We start from the raw sequence: 19,758 nt of genomic DNA, 5'->3' as shown, positions 1-19,758 counted from the left end.
TCGGAAGTTGTATGAACACAAAATGGAGAAAAGCGGCCAATCAAAGCGTCTCTTTTCTCCAGTTTTTTCGTCAAGGTATATTTACGAGCAGATTTATTCTGACATAAAAAAAGATAAGAGATATTAGAAAATTTTGATATAATATTAAAAGGGAGAAATATCCCTGCTAATTTATGTAAGTTAGGCTTAGGAAACAATACGGAGGAGGACATTCAGATGATGGAAGAAAAGCGCATGCCGCCTGAAGCAGCCATATTTGGAACAGCAAACGGCGTATTTTTCATGGCGATATTCGGCACATTATGGGCATACACTGGCATTATGGGTTTGCAATGGCCGGGAGGAACGCAAACAGCATTGCTTATCATTGCACTATTAATCGGAATCGCTTTGTGCACAACGGGCTTTCTGCTGCTGCGATCGGGAAGGAAGTTTTCTGGCACCAGCGCTGGTTCAAAGTCCGGAAAAAAACAGCGCAATGCATTTAATCTTATTTTCGCTGCTGAAGGGATTGCCATCGCAATTGCCATCTTTGTTTGTAACGCGACACAAATTACGCAACTCATTCCAATTATCGTGGCGTTGATTGTTGGTGTGCACTTTTTCCCATTGGCTTCACTTTTCGGCGTTCGTGTTTATCATCTGACGGGGGGACTGATTTGTGCAATCGCTCTCGTCGCCTGGATTTTTATTCCGGAGAGAATTTCGATTGGCGGATATGAAGCAAATGCATACATGACGGTAGTTGGCCTGGGGTCTGCACTGGTCCTATGGCTCACGTCTTTGCAGATTGTCCGTATCGGCAGGGGAATTGTTCAGAATGCAGAAGCACGTTAATTCGAACAAAATTGGAGTTAAGAGATGGAGCCCGAAAAGCTTCTTCTCTATATTGATAAGCTCTTTTCTATGTATGAATTGTACTAAATCCAGTTACATATAATTGCTTATCTGAAGGAAAGAAGTGATGGAATAAGCTTCTTTCCTTTCGTTCGTGTAAGTGTACTTTTACGAACGGTTCTCTTTTCGAAAACTTACTGGTTTTCCATTCTTTTACTTAATATAGTTAAAGGAAATGTGTGATTACAAAAGGTAAATAAAGGGGGAAACAAATTGTCTCCATATCTAATCATGGAACAAGGGTGGTCACATGAGGAATTGCGGCAAGGCTGCATTTTGGCATCCATCGCTCATGCTATTTTCATCGCTGATGCTCCAGAGCTTGCCCATGAAATTTCATGGGATGGTTTTAACTGTAATATGAATAACAGTCAGGGAAGTAGAGGCACCATAACCTTTCATCCGGATTTTTTTGTAGCCGGATTTCGGAATGATGAACTTTCGTCTGACAGTTTAAGCGCAAAAGACTATTTAGATCAGGCGCCTGAAAAAGTCATCCAACTCGCTGAGCAGGAAACGCTCCAGTACTTGCTGGACGATGTAGATGGGGAGACTCTTCCTTCAATTACTACAGCCATGTGGGGAGATAGAAATCAGGTTTTCTCCTGCCATTTTTTTGATGAAATGCTTGTAAGAGGAGGGGAACTTTTAGAAATTCAATCCCTGGACCCTGAAGCAGCATTTGAGGCTTGTGAAGAAGAATATGAATTTACGGAAGAGCAAATGGCGTTGTTGAAAAAACTCTTTTACTTGAAAATAGCAAAGCCTAACGAAGCAATCACTTTGAGTCAACGTGATATAGATGCCATTGGATCAAGAAATGAAGAAGGAATGAACGAAAGTAAACTTTTATTTGCTGAGATAGGTATTGAATGGATATAGCCTCTTAAAAAATTTTGTGTTAGATAGAATTCGAGAAGAGGGAAGACAAGATTGATTTGGAGAAGTAATAAAAGATTCTCGGCAAAATCCAATTGAAAGTGTTGGCTTAAAGACTAGGATTTGAATGTAACTTAAGTGCAGTTAAGTTACATTCAAAATGAATAAAAATTTAAAGTTATTGAGATTTAGTATTAGAAAATATAGGGGGAAAATTCATGAAAAAAATATTACTTTTAATTTTGGTATCTGTTCTTTTATCAGCCTGTAACTCAAATGACTCCGAACTCAGTTTTAGCGAGATTGAGACGGTGCCAGACAATATACAAGCACTGATTGAACCGACTTCTACTTTGCAATTGATTAACGAAGGAGAAAGTGTCGCTTATATTGTTTATCAAACCAAAGGGACAGTGGCTACCGACCTTGAAGCACAAGAGGATAAGGTAAATGTAAAATTGGATGTATCAAATAGTGATAATGATGATATTAAGCAGCATGTCTATAAATTAACATTGGATCCCAACCACGAAATAATTGATGTTTATATAAACGGTGACTCTACTTCATTCGATAATATTTCAGGTTTATGAAAATAATTCTGTTGGCTCTGAATGTAACTTAATGTGAATTAAGTTACATTCGCTTATAAGTCTAAGTAGGAGGGAAGCAATTGAAAAAGCAATATTTTGTCCAATATGCAGACGTTAGTCTAACAAATGCGTTTGTCCTTCCAAAAGACATGTTTCAATCAATTGATGTTGGAATCCGAGACATGGACACGGATTTTCTTTTTACGTTGATTCAGAATATCAGTAGTTTCCCTGTTTTTTTCGTACTGGAATCTGTGGTTTTTGAACATATAGAAGCCAATATTTCCGAGAAGAACATTTCTCACTATAAATTTTCTTCGGACGGTTATATCCTCGAAATTGATTCGGCTGATACATTAGAATGGGTTTGCACTAGTACGGTTGAATTGGTTTTAAATGGATTGGAAGTTTTTATTTTCTTTGGAGAAGATATTTCTGAAGTGGATCTAGTCCCAACAAGAAATTGGGATAGACCGACTGAATTTAAAAACCTTGATTTTGATAAAGTCGAGACATTCATTGATGTATCTGAGGTCGGCCTTACACTATTTACGAAGAATGAAACATACAACTCACCTAGAAAACTCACGCCCTACATATCGGCAGATTACTCGCTTGATTTAGAGAATAGTGACACTGAATAGTAACAGATTTTCAGTAATAGCAGCACCTGTTTTATTCCGGTTTGAATGTAACTTATTAGCAATTAAGTTACATTCAGAAATAAGGAAATGGGGGATTCACTTATGAATTATGTATATAAGAGCCCGCAGTATTTGTTTCGGGCAGATATCCAGCCTAATTTGGTTGAGGACCTTAATGGCTTAGATCAAAATTCAGAAGAACTTTTTATCCATGGAAAAACCAAAGGGATAGATTTGCTTGCTTCCTTTTCCCGATTGACTAAGTTATGGGTTCATTCCGTCAATCAAAAAGAGTTCAATCAGATCTTAGGCCAAGTGAACCCTAAAATGCTCTATGTCTACGAGATGCGGGCGGAAGATTTATCTCTTCTCAGCAATTTGTCGAACCTACAGACTTTAGGGTTGGAATGGAATACAAAAGCAACACGTTTATGGGATTTGTCGAAGAATACCAACCTCAAGGCACTCACCATTAAAGGGTTCTCTAAGCTCAGTGAAGTTCAAATACTGGCACAAGCTCAAAAAATCGAACTCCTGGAACTTGAGGGAGATGAGTCTAATGCGTTAAAACTAGATAACCTTGAACCATTGAAGCATTTGCATCATCTTGTCTATCTTGGCTTATCGCACATCAAGGTGCTGGACGATTCTTTGTGGCCTATTTCAGAATTAAGAGAGCTTAAAGAGCTAGTAATTTCTAACCAGTTTCCAACAGAGGAATTCGCGAAGCTATCAGTTGCCCTTCCAAATACCAAGTGCGATAAATTTTCAGCTTTTGTACGATTGCCTTCGCTTGCCGATGGCTCGGATATCATGGTGATTGGAAAACGAAAGCCTTTCTTAAACTCAAAAAAAGACTCATCAAGAATGAAAAAGTATGAGGATCGCTTCCGAGTATTACAAGAAACCTTCAAAAAAGAAGTGTAGAAAGTTGAGGAACGAATTTGACGCGATTGAATGTAACATAATCCTAATTAAGTTACATTCAAAACCAATAAAAAATACTCACCAGTCGAGTGAGTATTTCCTTCTTTTATTCCGGTTCTGGTTCACTTATTTTTCTCAAAATAAAGCCAAATGAAATTCCAATAATCATGGTACCCATCCCTCCAAAATCCATGTCTCCTGTCACAAGACCCAATACTGGCCAAATAATCATTACTACAAAAATAGACAGAATAAGATATTTCATCTCACACCTCCTATAAAGGATTTTATTTTTTCTGTTATTTTAACATACATAAAAGCTAATGAATGGGAAATTTTTCAATAAAATATCCTTTAATATTAAATTTGAATGTAACTTAATCGTAATTAAGTTACATTCAGATCCTTCTTTTCATTGACTTAATAAGAAGACGAAGAAAAATTGAACTTGCTAGAAAAAATGATACATTCAAAGGGCTATTCTATACGGTTTTAGAGCCGGAATTGAAGTACATATTTTACAAATCAAGATCTATTAAGAGAAGGAGCTTCAATTGAAAATTCTCCTATTCTTGTTTGTAGTAGTGTACTTTTACGAACGCTTTAAGATTATGGAAGGAACCATACTAACAAGTAAATTTAATGTAAAATAGTACTTGGTAATAAGTTTTTGAATTTTCATAACTTATTGTATTGAATTAAAAATATTTAAGGAGGTGGATTAATTGAAATTATATTATCAAGAGTATGGAAATAAGAATGCTCCGTTAATGGTATTTTTACACGGTGGCGGAGTTAGTAGTTGGATGTGGGCTAAACAAGTCCAATATTTTTCTGACTATCATTGCATCACCATCGATTTACCAGAACAAGGGGAGAGTAAGAATGCGGAATACTTTTCCATTCGAAAAAGCGCAGAGGATATTGCTAAGTTAATAGAGAAGCTAGCTAATGGTAAGAAAATAATTGTTATTGGTTTTTCATTGGGTGCACAAGTACTTATTCAAATGTTGAGTATGAATCCAAGTTTAATTCACAGCGCTATTATCAATAGTGCATTAGTAAGACCGAATGGGTTTGTACGAAAAATGATCAGACCATCTATCAAAATTACACTTCCGTTAGTGAAAAATAGATATTTTTCAAAGCTTCAATCTAAAACGCTGTACATTGAGGAAGGAGATTTTGAAAAGTATTATAAAGAGAGTTCTCAAATGAGTTCAGATACTCTTATTCGAATATTAGAAGAAAATATGTCATTCAAGATACCTGATGAATTTGATAAAACAATGGGCAAGGTGCTAGTTACTGTTGGAGAGAAAGAAAAAGGACTAATGAAGAAATCAGCTATGGACATCTTGTCGAAAAATCCAAATTGTATAGGAATCATTATACCTGGTGTAGGTCATGGCATATCTCTAGTAAACCCGAGTTATTTTAATCAAATGATTAAAAACTGGCTGGAAAATAGTGTTTTACCACATGATGCCATATCTATAAAATAATTTTCTTTACCTTATTGCTGTCCAAGAGGCACTAACTAAAATTAGAGTTTACATATCATGAGTTTATCGGAAGTTCTTTAAAAACAAATACAAGAAAGGAAGAGGGAAGCCAATTTATCAGCTTTCCTCTTCCTTATATATAAAATCACTTATGATTCAAAGCTTGATTGATAAATTGGTATAGCTCGCCATCTATTTCATATTGCAGTTCGTTCCCTGGGTTTTCGGCGTGGAAATGTTCGGCTTGCTTGCGGAAAGTCCTATCGTCTTCGGAAAAGGCATTCACGATGTCATTCCATTTTTTCGCTAAATCTTGTACTTTTTCATCGGAAGGAGAAGCGCCTTTTTCTTTTTCCAAACGTATTTCCTTGATAAGACCGTTAAATTCTTGCTCTGCTTGCTTTAAAAGTTGTTTGTCGGCATTTTCATATCTGCTTTCCATGGTATCCAATTGCTGCTTCGAAAAGTATTTTTCCTTATTCATTTTCAGCGCCTCCATTAATTTAGTAAGTTCTGTAATCGAGAGGGTCCGGTTGCTGTGTACAGCCGATAACGCATTTTCCAACTCCGCTACTAGTTTTTGCTGAACCTCTATCTCTTTTTTGACTCGAGAAATTTGGGTTTGCAAAATCTCCGCAACGGTTTGTTCCTCCGGATTAGACAACAGAAGTTGTATTTCTTCTAACGATATTCCCATCTGCTTTAAGGACAAAATTGGCTGAAGACGTACCAAATCTGCTTTCGTGTAAAGCCGATGTCCTGACTCCGTATACTGAGAAGGTGAAAATAAACAGATTTGATCGTAATAGCGTAAAGTTCGAATCGTTAAACCCGTCAATTCTGCAACTTCTCCGACTTTCCAATATTTCTTCATTCGCTTAGCCTCCATTCAACACCATTTCTATTCACCAACTAAAAACGAGAAATTCGAAGTTAGAAGAGTTGCTGCATCTCCTTTTGCTCAAACGTGTAGGTTTTCCCGCAAATATGGCAAAAAGTTTCGATGTCTTCATTTCGTTCAATGCTCCGTTTGATTTCCTCTTCACTCAATGAATAAAGCATGCCATAGAACATTTCTTTACTGCACCCGCAGAAAAATTGACTGGAGCTATGGCCGATAATTTTTGCATCCCCAAAGAACTGGGTTAACGCTTCTTCGCTGTCACTCGCTTCTTCAGCGTTTAATTTACTGAAAATATCCGGATTGGCTTTTACAATCATTTTCACTTCTGAAAGCAGTTGTGATGGTGCACCGGGAAGTAGTTGTGCATATAGTGCATGGCTGGAAAGAAGGGAAGCTCCATTATCTAACTGAATGTCGGAATAAAGATAGGTCGGCGTCTGATCACTCTGCACAAAATAGTTGGCGATATCATCCGTGATATGTTGATTTGGCATATCGGTAATGCTGGTGAATTGATTCATCTCAGAACCCTTTATGACACGGATCATCCCAGAAGGTCCAATCAAATCTTGCATCGACTTTTCTTCTATATTAGAAAATCTCAAAAGTTCCTCGTTCAGGTATCCTCTGACATTTCCATTCGCTTCGGCTTCCGCAAAAATCTTATGGCGAGGGTTGCTCAACGTTACCTGGAGGCTCATTCGCTGGTTCCCTTTGAGCGTACCAGAGAGTATGCTCATTGCTGATATCGTTTTGCCTAACAACAGTTTAAGCGGTTTAGGTAGTTCCTGGTTTAAGGCATAGATATCGCGAAGCAGCTGGGTATTATCAATAAAATATAGACGAATTTGTTCTTCTTTAATTAAAGTCTTTACAAGAACATTTTGCACAATGATTCCCCCCTTGTAAAAGTAGAATAGTTTCACTATAAAACATTACCCTACGTAAGGTTCAAGGAATAAATGTAATTTTTACGGTATTTATTTTTAGTTAACATATGAGGGATTATCGGAAGAGAAGTAACTAACAAGTTATTTCTCTTCTTTTTGTTTGGATAAGTAGACTATCAGGAACGCTATTTGTAGGAAACTTAGGTTTTTAATATGTATGGTTCATTTCTAATCTTTGAATCTATTAAAAAGAAAATTGTTTGTTGCAATACCTATCAAATTGAGGAAGAGAGGGTAGGGAATTAGTAAAGAAGAAATGGGGGAACGGCAGTGGAAATTTTTTATTTATTCATAGGGATTTTCTTGTTAGCAGCAGGAATTCTGGATTTTTTATGGACGACCTTATGGGTGGACGGAGGAGCCGGACCACTTACGAATCGATTGGCTGCGATTACGTGGAAGAGTTTGAAGCGAATGAGCAAAAAAGTTCCAAAACTTCTCAGCTTCTCCGGTCCGCTTATCATTACGCTTACGATTAATTTATGGATTTTATTGATATGGATGGGATGGACATTCATATTTGCGGGAAGCGGGACTTCAATTTTGGATTCAACCGATAATCATCCGGTTTCTTGGGTAGAAAGAATTTACTATACCGGCTACAGCATCATCACATTAGGAAATGGGGAATACAGCCCGAAAGAAGGAGGGTGGCAAATTGCGTCCATACTTGCTTCCGGAACTGGGATGCTATTGATTACCATGAGTGTCACTTACATACTTTCCGTGATTAATTCTGTAACGCAACAACGTTCTTTTGCCGATAGTGTCACGGCTATGGGGAAAAGTGGCGTGGAAATGGTGAAAAACTCATGGAATGGGAAAAATTTTCGGAATGTGGATTTGCTTTTGAATACATTTGCCGCCCAATTGTCCAGTATAGCTGAACAAAAGAAGGCCTACCCGATTCTGCAATATTACTATAGTGAGAATTCGGGAAAAGCGATAGCGCCGGTATTGGCACAATTAGATGATGCGGTAACCATCTGGCAATTTGGCATCCCGGAAGAGAATGTGCCCAATCAACTCCTTTTGCAGCAGGTTCGCTCGGGGATTGTCAGTTACTTAAATACATTTGAAGGAGATATGGACAATGCTCCTGATAATTTGCCTCCACGTCTTGACTTAGCTGAAGTCCAAGCCGCCCATTTGCCCACTGTTTCTAAGGAAGCTTTTGAAGAGGAAGTGAAGGCTCGCGAAGACCACCGCAGAAAATTGCTGCGGTTAGTTCAAGAAGAAGACCGGGAATGGCCAGGGGAAAAAGGAGAGAGGTAGATACTTCAACTAAAGTGGGGATGTGCATGTTTTAGTCAAGTAGATTTGAATGTAACCTAAGTGCAGTTAAATTACATTCACCACTTTGATTCCATTAACTTCGAAGAGCCGAAAAAGAAAGTGAATTTGCTGGAAATAATCATACATTGATAAGCTTATATACCAGACTTTGTAATTGAGCTTCTAAAGAGCGAAGTTTCCATTTCTAAGCGTTATCGAAAGCTAACAAACAAAAAGGAGACATTCAGAATATTGTCGAATGTCTCCTTTTTGTATTAAGTCCTTACACCGTTCGCCGCAAGAGGATTCTTCCTTTGTAAGCAATCAAGCTGACGATAGCCAATAAAATTCCGGATAAGATGAAGACACCCCGAATACCAAATGCATCAGCTAAAACACCCATTAAGAGAGAAGCAATCCCGAAGGTTCCCGTACCAATTGCTCCGAGTGTGGTAAACACGGTCGGCAATTGAACTTTTGGAACACTTGTCTGGACGACCGTCTGTTGCGGAATGTTTTTGAGTTGGCCTGAAACTCCAACCAAAAAAGAAAAAAGCAATGCTACCAACGGCAGGCTTGTCAATCCAAAGAAGATGGTGACTAGGCTGCTGGAGATGGCTCCGATAAAAATAAAGTGGCTGAGTCTCTGTTCGATCCACTCTGAAAACCGTAGACAAAATAGACTGCCCGCAATCAATCCCAGGAAAAATGCGCCGTTAATGAATCCCCACCATTTTTCACCTGCCATTAGGGCATCACTGACGAAGACATAGAGAATCGCGGCAATCCAAACCGTGCCAGCAATCGTCTCTAACACATCCATCCAGACAATTCGTTTGAGTACAGGCGAAGTGGAGACGGTCTGCCAGCCTTGGGTGATTTGCTGCCACTTCCCATGTGCCTTCGAAGGGGCAAAGTCGACAGTTTCCAAAAAGCTTAGAAGCAGGCTGGAAACCAAAAACAAGCCAGCTGTCAACCAGACCAATTCATTTGCAGAGAGCCATATCAACAAGGAGCTGCCAACAAACCACATGGTGGTCTGGATCAGCTGGGTAACCGTTTCCGTAAGGCCATTCGCTTTCAGCAGCTGTTCGCTCTTCACATAGTTCGGAATAAGGGATTGGGTCACCGGATTGGCACAGCCGTCCAATAAGGCGACCAGGCTAATGACCAAAAACAGTCCGTAAAAATTAGACAATGAGAGTTTCGGCAGAAAGAATGCCAAAGCAAGAAGCAGGATGGTTTTTCCCATCTGCGAGCATGCCAATAGCCATTTCAGATTGAACCGCTGCATCAGCAAAGGCGTCAAGGCATTTGAGATGAACATTGAGCTGGTGATAGTAAATGGCACAAAAGCAGATGCAGTAGCTGATCCGGTCAATTCAAAAATAACGTAAATGATGCTGACAATGTACAGGACATCGCCTATATTGGCAAGTGATTGCCCGGTCAGCAATAAGTTGAAATTTTGATTCAGTTTCATGATTCAGTTCCCCCAAGAGTTCATTTCTTAAAATGATTTCTACTAGAGGGGAGTTATCAAATTGGACGAATGGTCATGCCAGCAGTTCCTTTCCGGTTGAAGATAAATCTTGGGGGACTTCGATTTATCGAAAAGTTTGATTGTTTCCATTATACCTATGAAAAGCAAGAAATATATAGCTCTAATAGCAAAGAATGGATATAAAAATAAAGCGATGAAAATGAAAAGGAAAACCGACACGATCTAGTTATGATCTTTCAGTTAAAGGAAACAGAAAGCATTATAATGAATGAAGCGATTGTAATGGAGAAAGTTTTATAATAATCCATTAGGAAGAGAAAATATAAAGATAAACGAAAAACAGCTTTATCTATGCTACGGTTTCTTGAAAGTAAAAGGGGGAGTGGTCGAATGAAAATAGCTGTGTATGTTGCCAGTGCGTTTAGTATAGACGGGAAAGGTGAAAATAAAGCAGGCGTCGTATTCATGGAGGAACTATTGACAACTGCTCAAAAAATGGAAATCGCGAAGCAGTTAGACTTTGCGGAAACGGCTTTTATTTCAGAGTCGGAAATGGCTGATTACAAATTGGAATATTTCACGCCAAAAGAAGAAGTGCCGTTATGCGGACATGCGACCATCGGTGCGTTTGCAATCTTAATGCATTTACATAAGATTTTTAAGGATCGCTATACGATTGAAACTAAGAGCGGGGTCCTCTCTATTACAATTAAAGACGATTTGATATATATGGAACAAAACAAGCCAGAATTCTATGAAGTTATCCCTCCAAATGAGTTGATCGGCTGCTTTGATTTGGAAGCGATAAAACCTGAACATCCCATTCAGATTGTTTCAACGGGCTTAAAAGACATACTCATTCCCATTAAAACTGAAACTCAATTACGGACAGTGAATCCCAATTTTGAAAAAATCAAAGCTATCAGTAAGGCCTACCAGGTAGTCGGGATGCATTTGTATGCTTTTGAAGGGAACCGGATCGTCTGCAGGAACTTTGCTCCGCTGTACGACATTCAATGAAGAAGCCGCAACTGGAACTTCAAACGCGGCATTGGCTTGCTGCCTCTACGAACGGTTGGGTTTAGAAAAAGAGGAGTATATTTTCGAACAAGGATATTCTTTGAATTCACCATCTGAAATTGCAGTAAAATTAACGGTCAATAAATGGGAGCAAGTAGAAAAAGTCCATGTGGGCGGAAAAGGCTATTTTTGTGAATTGAAGTATTTGGAAATATATGTATATATAATGCGTTAAAATGAAACCGGTCAATGTATTGTAGATAAGAGCTAAGGACGTTTATAGATTCCCAATATAAGTTTGGAAATGGGCGAGGATAATTACATTAGCTTATAACAATATAATGAAGGCTTATAAAGAAGGATTTACTTCAATAGTGAATCCGCTGGAGGAAAATATATGAAAAAAATAGGCATTATAATTGGTATGATAATTTTAATTGCTGCCGGACTAATCTTTTGGAATAATACCCAAGAAAGTATAGAAGGATATGTTTATTCTTCTAAAGATTCCGCTTTGTGGGTCATTGAAATTGAAGCCGAAGAAGTAGAGGATGGAAAAGACCTTACTAAACTATTGGAGGCAAAAGCGGCTAATTCAGAAGGTATCATATTTGAAGAAGCATTTTTAAATAAAGTAACCAACACCTTTTCTTTCAAAAAAGGAGAAAAAGTAAAAGTTTTTTGGCCAGGCGGAGCATTTCAATCAGCACCTAGTCTGGTTGAGGATACTTTTTTTATTGTAAAATAAATCATACATGCTTCCTGTAAGGGTCCTCTATAGCTAGAGAATATAAAAAAAGAAACTCAAGGGATAACATTGATGTGGTAAAGACGCCATAAGAGCTAAAAGCTGCTAATAGATAGTAAAGAACGGAGATCCAGGAATGTTAAAAAGAATTCTTGCTGTAATTATGAGTTCCATCATATTTGCATTTGGCCTGTCATTAAGCACCTATATTCCAGAAGCACAAAGAGACGCTAATGTAGGGTATATGAGCCTATCCGGAAATTTCATTTTCATAATCTATTTTTCCCTGATTTTTTATACAGTTATTGGTTTACCTGCTTCTTGGATAATAGACATATGGAGAAAAAGATTTAGCGGCTCTTCCATTAGCAAGAGCTATCTCACAGGAGTGGTCTTGTATTCTATTGCAGGAATTGTTGTTGGATCTATTTTTTATGCTATGGCAGGTAACAGTCAATTCTTTCTAGATTTTTTCTTCGTCACAGTCTTTTATGGGTTGGGGGCTTCGCTATTGTATTTCCATAGTTTATGGACGTTTGAAAATTCTAATTATTTCAAAGATCATGCGGAGTCAGACGCTTACGAGAATCTTGAAGAGAAAACACTAGCTGCATTTAAAGCGATTTCCTCAGTTGATGAAACTATATTGGCGCTTGATTGGCAGCACCAAGGCTACTGGGTCAATCCTTATCTGGAATTTTCAAGAAATGAGTTCGAAGAATGGATAATCCCGATCTTTCCGAATGGGGATTATTATTTTTTTCTCCAGCAGGATTTTAACTGGGGGTTTTTAGGGCATCCTTGGGAAAAAAGCATAACCATATTCGGGGAAGAATTGCTGAATGCTTTGACTGAATACAAACCTATCATGCTGCAAAAGATTTTAAGGCAAGGCTGATTTCTGCTCAAATCCAATTTGCAGACGAGCAATGAGTTGAAATGAGATGCGGATGAAAATGTGATAAAATTATAAAAACAATTTTAGATTGATGAATTTTTTCGGAAATGAAATAGCCTAACAAAAATGAAGAAAGGAGAGTTGAATATGAAGAACGTAACCCCATTTTTAATGTTCCAAGGCGGCGTTGCGGAAGAAGCCATGGATTACTACACATCACTCATCGAGGATTCAGAAATTAAAACCATCACGCGGTACGGAGCGGAAGGGCCGGGAAAAGAAGGAACTGTCTTCCAGGCGGTATTTTCATTGAAAGGCCAAGAGTTCATGTGCATCGACAGTTATGTTGACCACAAGTTTACGTTTACCCCGTCTTTTTCCATTTACCTGACATGTGATTCCGAATCGGAAATTGAGAGCTTATACGATAAGTTAATGGAAGACGGCGAAGCCCTTATGCCTTTAGATAACTATGGATTCAGCAAGAAATTCGGCTGGTTAAACGATCGGTTTGGCGTATCTTGGCAGCTGAATTTGCCGGAATGATTTCGTATAAATTGAAGTTCAAGAAATTTTAAAGCGAACGCTAATCTGGCAGCATGGATTAGCGTTTTTCTTATTCATAAAACTCTCTAATAAATAATAGTAAAAATCCTGCCTGAAACGATTCAAACTCTGTATACTGATAGAAATAAAAGAAAAGCATTGAAAATTGGAGCTAGATAACTGGTTAGCGCCCAGTAGTGATTTTGTTGATTATTGAACTTGAAGGATATATGTTCCAAGTATTATTGAGTGGGAAAAAGTGTACTGTAAAGCAATTAGAACAGATGCATCTTCAAGCAACTCAATTAATTTATGAGCATAACAATTTTCCAGAAGTGTTTTGCCGGCTTCATAACTTTGAACAAATTCCTTATTCAGAGAATATTAAAGTGGACTTTGTCATCGATACTGATACAAGTAGGATTTACACGCCGAATTATTAGATTTTAAAAAAATTATAGATAATTTGCAGCTTGTTGTGAATGAACAGATAAGATGGTTAAGATAATTCATTTCTATTTATTATAGAGAACAAGGGAGTCTAGAGCATGCAAAAAACAAACCGAGCTCCAAAACCTGGAGAAGTCTATATAGCAAAACTTCCGAACGGGTATTGGAGTGCTCTTGTGGTGCTGCATAAGATTGAGAGATCTTACTTAGTCTACGCCGCTGCATATTATGAGCTGATTCCACCTGCTCTCGAAGACGTGTGTTTAACTGAATTTTACTACGAAAAAGATTTATATTCTGAAGGTCTAAAGCCGTCCATATATTGGCTGGATGGTAAGCCGAGCGGAGATTTTTTGTTGCTAGGGAGTATAGATTTAGAGGAAAAAAGTGAGATTAAAGAAAGTAATATTTACGCTGGCATTTGGAAAAACTATTTACCCTCTCATATCATGTGGGAAAAGGAACGTGAAGCAGGCGTATTTCAAGAGAAGATACAATCATTTGAACAAGCCAATTCGGAAGCAGTTGTTGTGGAGTTGGAAGATGACGTGTTTTGGAACTTGATTGATTTGATTGATTGGAAGAAAAGACATCCCATGAATCCATTGATCAGTCGTTTGAAAAAAGGCACGGAGGAAATGATCTTTGCTTTTGAAGAGACCCTTGGCCATAAACTCTTTTTGTTGGATGCACCTGCACATGCAGGCATCACGGATCAACCTGATACTTATCTATCGGTCGACGCATTTCTTTATGCCAGGTGTGCAGTCGTTGCTAAAGGCAAAGACTGCTTCAATCAAACAGTGAAAAATGCAGCAGCAATTAATATGGAATGGGACGCAGAGGAACTTTTGGAAGTGGCAAGTGAAGCTTACAGCAAAAAGACAGGTGAGCCTTTTGATTATGCCAGTTCCTATGACTACGAAACATATTCGAATAGGTTGGCTTGGGAAAGCAAATAGACAGTAATGGTTTTAGAAATACCAGGTTAAAATTTAATATATTTAATGGAAGGAGAGGCGCATTGGATAACTGGAAGAATAATACGATATGGTTCGAAGATATACCTGCTGCTTTACAGAGGGATTTCGATTTAAAAGAAGAAAAGTTGGATGTAGAATCATTTCGTGATCTGGAATACTTGACGTTATGGCATTATAAAAGTAAATTTCATAACTTTGAAGATCTTCCCCAGATGAAAAAGCTTTTGTACCTCCAGCTGAACTGGTCCAATCAGGTTGATTTGGTCGGGGCTGAAAGATTTACTGCACTTAAACGATTGGAGCTTCATTACTGTACTAGATTGACAAATGATCGAGGAATGGTCGACTTGGCTCCAACCTTGCAGCATCTGCATATTAATCAATACAAAAAATTTAGAATGACTGATGAACTTTTCTCATTAAAGAACTTACGCGTACTCAGATTGAATGCTTGTGCAGAACTTCCCAATTTGGATTTTTTAAAGCATTTTCCAAAATTGATAGAATTCAGTTTTGTGGATACAAATGTAAAGAACGGCGATTTAATGCCTATTTTGGAGCATCCTACCATTCAAAAAACGGGTACTTTGAATAAAAAACATTACAATCTAAGTTCTAAGGAATTGGACCATTTATTGGAAGAAAAACACACCGGTAAGGCATACAAGTTAGTGGTAAAGAAAAAAGGAATCGAAACTTTTCAGTATATAAAGGAATGAATAACGCCTATTTAATCGAAAACCTCAGAATGGAATGGACAATCAAATGGATAAAAATTTTTACTTGAACTCCGATAATTGGATTGGTGGATTTTACGAGCTTTCCATTGAATATCACCCGGCTGGTAATGACAAAAGGATAAATGACGCACTTTTTGCTTTGAAAGCCAGTCGTTGCTTTCATGGGTTGTGGGCAGAGAAAAAGGATTTTCAAAAGCCTGCTGTTTCCCTCCCCGTAGCAATAGAAGATGCGAGTGTGAGATCGTTTTATGGCATGATCTCCCGTGATCCCGGGGAAGAGGAGCTGCCTTGCATGATCACGGTTACCAGAATAGAAGGGGAATCGGATTGGTTGGACATTTCCATTCCGCAAGCTGTACTTGAAAAGAGATTCCGCTATCGTTATCCTCTAACAATCGAAGAAAATCATTGGTTAATGGCAATCCATGAAATTTATGAAGATTTAGCAGAGAGCATTTATCTTAAATCACCCTTTGATTTGGCGATGATTGGTGAAGAAATCACAGCTGAAACAACTCAAAAAGAATTAACTGTTGAATTTATGGAGAACAAGGAATATATCATTTTTATCCTTCCAAACCGATTGGTAGATAGGCTTGGAATGAATGGAAGTACGCCAATATTTTCTAATCGACTTAGAATATTTTAATGAATTCACATTAACGCCTTTAAAGACGGAAAGAGTTAATGAATGGAAATAGAGATTGGTTATATTCGACTTAGATTTTATGAGACAAGTCCTGATATAGGAGTTTGTCCTTTGGCATTCGAATTTGCAATTACTAAGTGGGAAAATCTAACCATTTACTGATAGGAGTGTCAGTTACAGAATGAGCAGCATAGATCGCAGTAATCTGATTACTGAACTGAAAAAATTGAATCTCACAAATGGATTCCCTTATGAAGACATCAACTTAATTCAAGAAAACTACAACAACTTTCTGCCTGGTCTTAAAGAAGAAAATCAACTAATTGAAGACTTTAACGAATTCCAATTGTTAATAGCAGGAAGCGGGACCTATGCCATAAAAGGAAGGAAAATACCTTCTTTTCAAAAGAAATATCTTGCTAACAGTTTTTTCGAAAGGTATCCGTATTACTCTTTTTTAGAAGGAGAACTGGGTAAATACCCTGATTTCAAGGAAGAATTGGAAGTGTTTGAAGCGGCCAGAGAAATTTTATGGAAAGTGTAACGCTGATTGGATACTGGAAATTACTTAGAGAAACTAAGAAAGTGTTTGAAAGGAGACTCTTCTGGTTTGATTCACTAAGATTGGAACTGATTTTTCCTTCATGGACAAGAAATCATACTAGTGGGAGTCGAAAGGGCAAACAATCTTTTAAAACTGTCGAGTTTCATCGTTTCATGCCGGTAAAAAGCTTTTTAGGTTGATTTTCCCACAAGAGTTTGCGGACTTGAGTTCCACCTATTAGGGAATAAAAAGTATAGTTTATGAAAATAAGCAGAGGGGGATATCATGGACACGCTAGAATGGATTCAACAATGGTACTGCCAACAGTGTGATGGAGACTGGGAACATCTATATGGAATACGTATTGAGACCTTGGATAACCCTGCGTGGTCTGTCATGATTAGCTTGGAAGCTACAGAGTTGGAAAGTAAAAGATTTGAAAGCGTTGATATTAATCGTTCTAATATTGACTGGGTTCATTGCAAAACCGGTTACATACAAGAGCGCCCAGGATTGCAATTCTTGGGGTATGGTGGACCTATGAATTTAACTGAAATTTTGAAGACGTTTAAATTATATGCAGAAAAAATATAACTTATCCTCTTGCCTAGCTGAAAGTTCTAAGGAGACTTTCATTTGTAGATCATCTTATGTAAGTTTAACTACGCCATTTTATCAGAAGAAACTTAGTGTCAATTAAGTTACATTCGATTATGGAATAGCAATTACCATTATTAGGAGCAATTATTCTATGAGCAGAATCAATTATATACATTTATTCTCATACTATTTCTTTAAAAACCTCATTCTTTTTCTGGGGATTTTTTATGCAGAAGACAATTTCCGAAAATCACTCCAGGCATTCACTTTAACGGATGTTCTTCAGTCTTGTACCGTCATATTCATTATTTTTCTAGCTTGGAGTACTTCTTCCCAAAGTTTTGAAATGTTCGAATTAGCATCTAAGAAAACTAGATTTCTGTTTGGAATTACAGCTGGATTAACGTCAATTTTTTTAAGTGGATATTTGCTTAGTGTTTATTTTTAAACACAAATTGTTAGCAGCTAAATTACATTTACAACTTGATTACATAGCAAAGATATTCAACAAGTAGTTATTCAATCTTTAGGCAGTCAGGAGGTCCGAATGAGCAAGAAAGAGTTTATCGAAGAATTAAAAGAAATCGTTGAAGATCCTTTATTTATTGGAAAAACTATTAAAGACCTGCAATATGAAACAGCAGAAAATACTTGGTCTGTATCAATGAACCAAGAGTTGGCAAATGAATTTACTGTAGAGGAATTGGTTTCATTCTTCTCTCAAGTAAAGTCAAATAGAAAAGAACAAATCGTTGAGAATAGTGAGCATCCGATGATTTTTTATGCTTGGTTCGATTGGCAGTCAGCTAGTTTAAAGTTTAGTTTAATTTCGGCGTTCCATGGAACTTTGCCTTTTAGCGCATCTCACAAAATGATTCCAAACATAGAGCCCATTCTAGCCGAATTTTTGCGATTTCCGTATCATGATGGTTTCCCTATAAATGAAATAAATAATGAGATTTCCGAATGTCCCGAAGATGAGCAGGAAATTACAGAGCCATTCAAGGTTTTCTCCGTTGTAATCTCTAATTTGTAAAACTGCCAATTATACTAAATTCCAAAACTTTTTAATGGCGAAAACTGAATAGTGTTAATTTTATGTCTTTTATGTTAAAATTATATCGATTAAAAGTGCGATGGGAGGCGTTGATCGTGGTTCAAAAAGATCCTTTGGAAAAAGAAGAATTCCAAAACGCCCAAGATTCTGCCGAACCTGTCAATCCATTGGAGCATGATCACTCTATGCACCACAGAGATGGTTTAGTGGAACCGAAAGTCAAGGAGTATGTGCCGCTCGAAGTCGGGATTGTCGTCTTCACGATTATTGTTTTAGGGGTAATCTTTGTCGGATTATTTTCGGATATGTGGGGATTGATGTAGTGGCGGATGAAAAGTAGAGGATTACTGCAAGACAAATAAGGATGCGCCCAAACTGATCTGTGATTTGCTTTTTAATGAAAGTACGATCAGAATTTAAGGTTCCATTAACGAAATGTCCGAATCTGCGCAACGCACAGACTCGGGCATTTTTTATTGGCAGCATTATTCAAGTTTCTTCTTACTGCGAAAACGGAAACCTTAAAATAAAACTTGGATCATCTGGAACGACAGGAACAGGTTCAGCAAAATGATTATCGAAGCGACGGACCAGGCAAAAACCTTTGTCAGCCAGTGGTTGACTAAACTGCCCATGATTTTTCGGTTGCTGGTGAAAATAGAAGCCACATTAGGAAAAAACGCAACTTAAATAATCCGATTTATTAAATTTTTTTGTTGTTAAATGAAGAGCGTTATGGCAACTATTTAATGAGAAGGCCGCTAGAGGAAGCGTTGTATTATTGATTTTTATCCATTGGTTTATTGAATTCCGGCTTAAAATTTATGATAAACTTTGGGTATGTAAAATTTTATAATAGAGCGGTAAGCCAATCTTTCTCTGTAGTGCAAGAGGAAGGAATGCGGAAAATCAAAGTGGATTGAGGTTTTGTAAATGAATGATCAAACGTTAAAATTCTGGAATGATTATTGGGCAACTCAAGAGCAAGCTTCTGACAAGGAAGCGGAGGCATTCCAATTCTGAAATGATGCGGATTGGCTCGCCAGTTTAGTCGTGGAAGGCAAAAAAACCGCAACTTGTTCGGCTCACATCTTATATGAATTGGAGAACGAGCCGCTACCTCAAGTTGACCAATACAATATCGTATTGGATTCGAAAGAGATGCCTGTTGCCATTATTCAAGTGGTCGACGTGAGTATTTTGCCAATGAATGAAGTTCCTGAAGATTTTGCTTTGGCTGAAGGAGTGAAGGATTATGCCTACTGGTGGAATGCGCATGAAACGTTTTTCAAAGGGGAATTGGGAGAGCGGGGACTAACTTACTCTGAATCCATGCCGCTCGTATGTGAGCGGTTTAAGGTTGTATATAAATCTTAAGACAGGAGGGAAGAAGCTTAAAATAGCTTCTTCTTTTTTACTCCGTAGCAAAGAAACCAAATAAGGTT

The 19,758-nt window shown here is 37.8% G+C and carries 21 protein-coding genes and 2 pseudogenes; 19 read left to right on the top strand and 4 right to left on the bottom strand.

Going from position 1 to position 19,758, the window contains the following annotated elements:
* Window positions 1-216: 216 nt before the first annotated feature.
* From MTR82_RS10520 to MTR82_RS10500, 5 genes are all read left to right on the top strand, one after another.
* Window positions 217-837, top strand: coding sequence for a hypothetical protein (locus tag MTR82_RS10520; protein ID WP_068869109.1), 621 nt, complete (start codon window positions 217-219; stop codon window positions 835-837).
* Window positions 838-1,110: 273 nt separating this feature from the next.
* Complete coding sequence (locus MTR82_RS10515) at window positions 1,111-1,779, top strand: hypothetical protein (RefSeq protein WP_246808977.1); 669 nt, start codon at window positions 1,111-1,113, stop codon at window positions 1,777-1,779.
* Between the two features lie 215 nt (window positions 1,780-1,994).
* A complete protein-coding gene (locus MTR82_RS10510; RefSeq protein ID WP_246808976.1) occupies window positions 1,995-2,369 on the top strand; it encodes a peptidylprolyl isomerase in 375 nt (124 codons plus the stop codon).
* A gap of 80 nt (window positions 2,370-2,449) precedes the next feature.
* On the top strand, window positions 2,450-3,013 hold the full coding sequence (locus tag MTR82_RS10505) for a hypothetical protein (RefSeq protein ID WP_246808975.1): 564 nt from the start codon (window positions 2,450-2,452) through the stop codon (window positions 3,011-3,013).
* 102 nt (window positions 3,014-3,115) lie between these two features.
* Window positions 3,116-3,940 (top strand): leucine-rich repeat domain-containing protein, encoded by an 825-nt coding sequence (locus MTR82_RS10500; RefSeq protein ID WP_246808974.1) that lies wholly within the window; start codon window positions 3,116-3,118, stop codon window positions 3,938-3,940.
* A 106-nt stretch (window positions 3,941-4,046) separates the two neighbouring features.
* Here the strand turns inward: MTR82_RS10500 and MTR82_RS10495 are convergent, their stop codons facing one another.
* On the bottom strand, window positions 4,047-4,205 hold the full coding sequence (locus MTR82_RS10495; RefSeq protein WP_246808973.1) for a hypothetical protein: 159 nt from the start codon (window positions 4,203-4,205) through the stop codon (window positions 4,047-4,049).
* Window positions 4,206-4,665: 460 nt separating this feature from the next.
* On the opposite strand from MTR82_RS10495, the gene MTR82_RS10490 reads away from it, so the two are divergent.
* Window positions 4,666-5,445 carry an alpha/beta fold hydrolase gene (locus tag MTR82_RS10490; protein ID WP_279576961.1) on the top strand — a complete coding sequence of 260 codons (780 nt, stop codon included), beginning with the start codon at window positions 4,666-4,668 and terminating at the stop codon, window positions 5,443-5,445.
* A gap of 145 nt (window positions 5,446-5,590) precedes the next feature.
* On the opposite strand, the gene MTR82_RS10485 is transcribed toward MTR82_RS10490, so the two are convergent.
* Both MTR82_RS10485 and MTR82_RS10480 read right to left on the bottom strand, forming a co-directional pair.
* Window positions 5,591-6,319, bottom strand: a complete 729-nt coding sequence (locus MTR82_RS10485) for a MerR family transcriptional regulator (RefSeq protein WP_246808972.1) — start codon at window positions 6,317-6,319, stop codon at window positions 5,591-5,593.
* Window positions 6,320-6,378: 59 nt separating this feature from the next.
* Window positions 6,379-7,239, bottom strand: a complete 861-nt coding sequence (locus MTR82_RS10480) for an Hsp33 family molecular chaperone HslO (RefSeq protein WP_246808971.1) — start codon at window positions 7,237-7,239, stop codon at window positions 6,379-6,381.
* A 330-nt stretch (window positions 7,240-7,569) separates the two neighbouring features.
* On the opposite strand from MTR82_RS10480, the gene MTR82_RS10475 reads away from it, so the two are divergent.
* Window positions 7,570-8,574: a potassium channel family protein gene (locus tag MTR82_RS10475; RefSeq protein ID WP_246808970.1), complete on the top strand. Its 1,005-nt coding sequence runs from the start codon at window positions 7,570-7,572 to the stop codon at window positions 8,572-8,574.
* 283 nt (window positions 8,575-8,857) lie between these two features.
* On the opposite strand, the gene MTR82_RS10470 is transcribed toward MTR82_RS10475, so the two are convergent.
* Window positions 8,858-10,057 carry an MFS transporter gene (locus MTR82_RS10470; protein ID WP_246808969.1) on the bottom strand — a complete coding sequence of 400 codons (1,200 nt, stop codon included), beginning with the start codon at window positions 10,055-10,057 and terminating at the stop codon, window positions 8,858-8,860.
* A gap of 411 nt (window positions 10,058-10,468) precedes the next feature.
* Between MTR82_RS10470 and MTR82_RS10465 the strand changes: the two are divergent.
* The 12 genes and pseudogenes from MTR82_RS10465 to MTR82_RS10410 all read left to right on the top strand — a co-directional run bounded on the left by MTR82_RS10465 (window position 10,469) and on the right by MTR82_RS10410 (window position 19,690).
* Window positions 10,469-11,333, top strand: a pseudogene (locus MTR82_RS10465) (PhzF family phenazine biosynthesis protein).
* Window positions 11,334-11,495: 162 nt separating this feature from the next.
* Window positions 11,496-11,846, top strand: a complete 351-nt coding sequence (locus MTR82_RS10460; protein WP_246808968.1) for a DUF3221 domain-containing protein — start codon at window positions 11,496-11,498, stop codon at window positions 11,844-11,846.
* A 496-nt stretch (window positions 11,847-12,342) separates the two neighbouring features.
* Window positions 12,343-12,744, top strand: coding sequence for a DUF2716 domain-containing protein (locus MTR82_RS10455; RefSeq protein ID WP_246809063.1), 402 nt, complete (start codon window positions 12,343-12,345; stop codon window positions 12,742-12,744).
* A gap of 147 nt (window positions 12,745-12,891) precedes the next feature.
* Complete coding sequence (locus tag MTR82_RS10450) at window positions 12,892-13,290, top strand: VOC family protein (RefSeq protein ID WP_246808967.1); 399 nt, start codon at window positions 12,892-12,894, stop codon at window positions 13,288-13,290.
* Between the two features lie 548 nt (window positions 13,291-13,838).
* Window positions 13,839-14,702, top strand: a complete 864-nt coding sequence (locus MTR82_RS10445) for a DUF4240 domain-containing protein (protein ID WP_246808966.1) — start codon at window positions 13,839-13,841, stop codon at window positions 14,700-14,702.
* Window positions 14,703-14,764: 62 nt separating this feature from the next.
* On the top strand, window positions 14,765-15,442 hold the full coding sequence (locus MTR82_RS10440; protein WP_246808965.1) for a hypothetical protein: 678 nt from the start codon (window positions 14,765-14,767) through the stop codon (window positions 15,440-15,442).
* A gap of 34 nt (window positions 15,443-15,476) precedes the next feature.
* Entirely contained in the window at window positions 15,477-16,112 is a 636-nt protein-coding gene (locus MTR82_RS10435) for a hypothetical protein (protein WP_246808964.1), read from the top strand.
* A 181-nt stretch (window positions 16,113-16,293) separates the two neighbouring features.
* On the top strand, window positions 16,294-16,656 hold the full coding sequence (locus MTR82_RS10430; protein WP_246808963.1) for a YxiJ-like family protein: 363 nt from the start codon (window positions 16,294-16,296) through the stop codon (window positions 16,654-16,656).
* Between the two features lie 285 nt (window positions 16,657-16,941).
* On the top strand, window positions 16,942-17,250 hold the full coding sequence (locus tag MTR82_RS10425; protein WP_246808962.1) for an immunity 53 family protein: 309 nt from the start codon (window positions 16,942-16,944) through the stop codon (window positions 17,248-17,250).
* A gap of 553 nt (window positions 17,251-17,803) precedes the next feature.
* Entirely contained in the window at window positions 17,804-18,292 is a 489-nt protein-coding gene (locus MTR82_RS10420; RefSeq protein ID WP_246808961.1) for a hypothetical protein, read from the top strand.
* A gap of 116 nt (window positions 18,293-18,408) precedes the next feature.
* On the top strand, window positions 18,409-18,636 hold the full coding sequence (locus MTR82_RS10415) for a hypothetical protein (RefSeq protein ID WP_246808960.1): 228 nt from the start codon (window positions 18,409-18,411) through the stop codon (window positions 18,634-18,636).
* A gap of 610 nt (window positions 18,637-19,246) precedes the next feature.
* Window positions 19,247-19,690 (top strand): annotated as a pseudogene (locus MTR82_RS10410) (ASCH domain-containing protein).
* Window positions 19,691-19,758: the final 68 nt, after the last annotated feature.

It is taken from the genome of Planococcus ruber, assembly GCF_022819085.1.
Lineage (GTDB): Bacteria > Bacillota > Bacilli > Bacillales_A > Planococcaceae > Planococcus > Planococcus ruber.
Note: the sequence above shows the minus strand (reverse complement) of the source record. Positions and strands in the feature narration are given on the sequence as shown.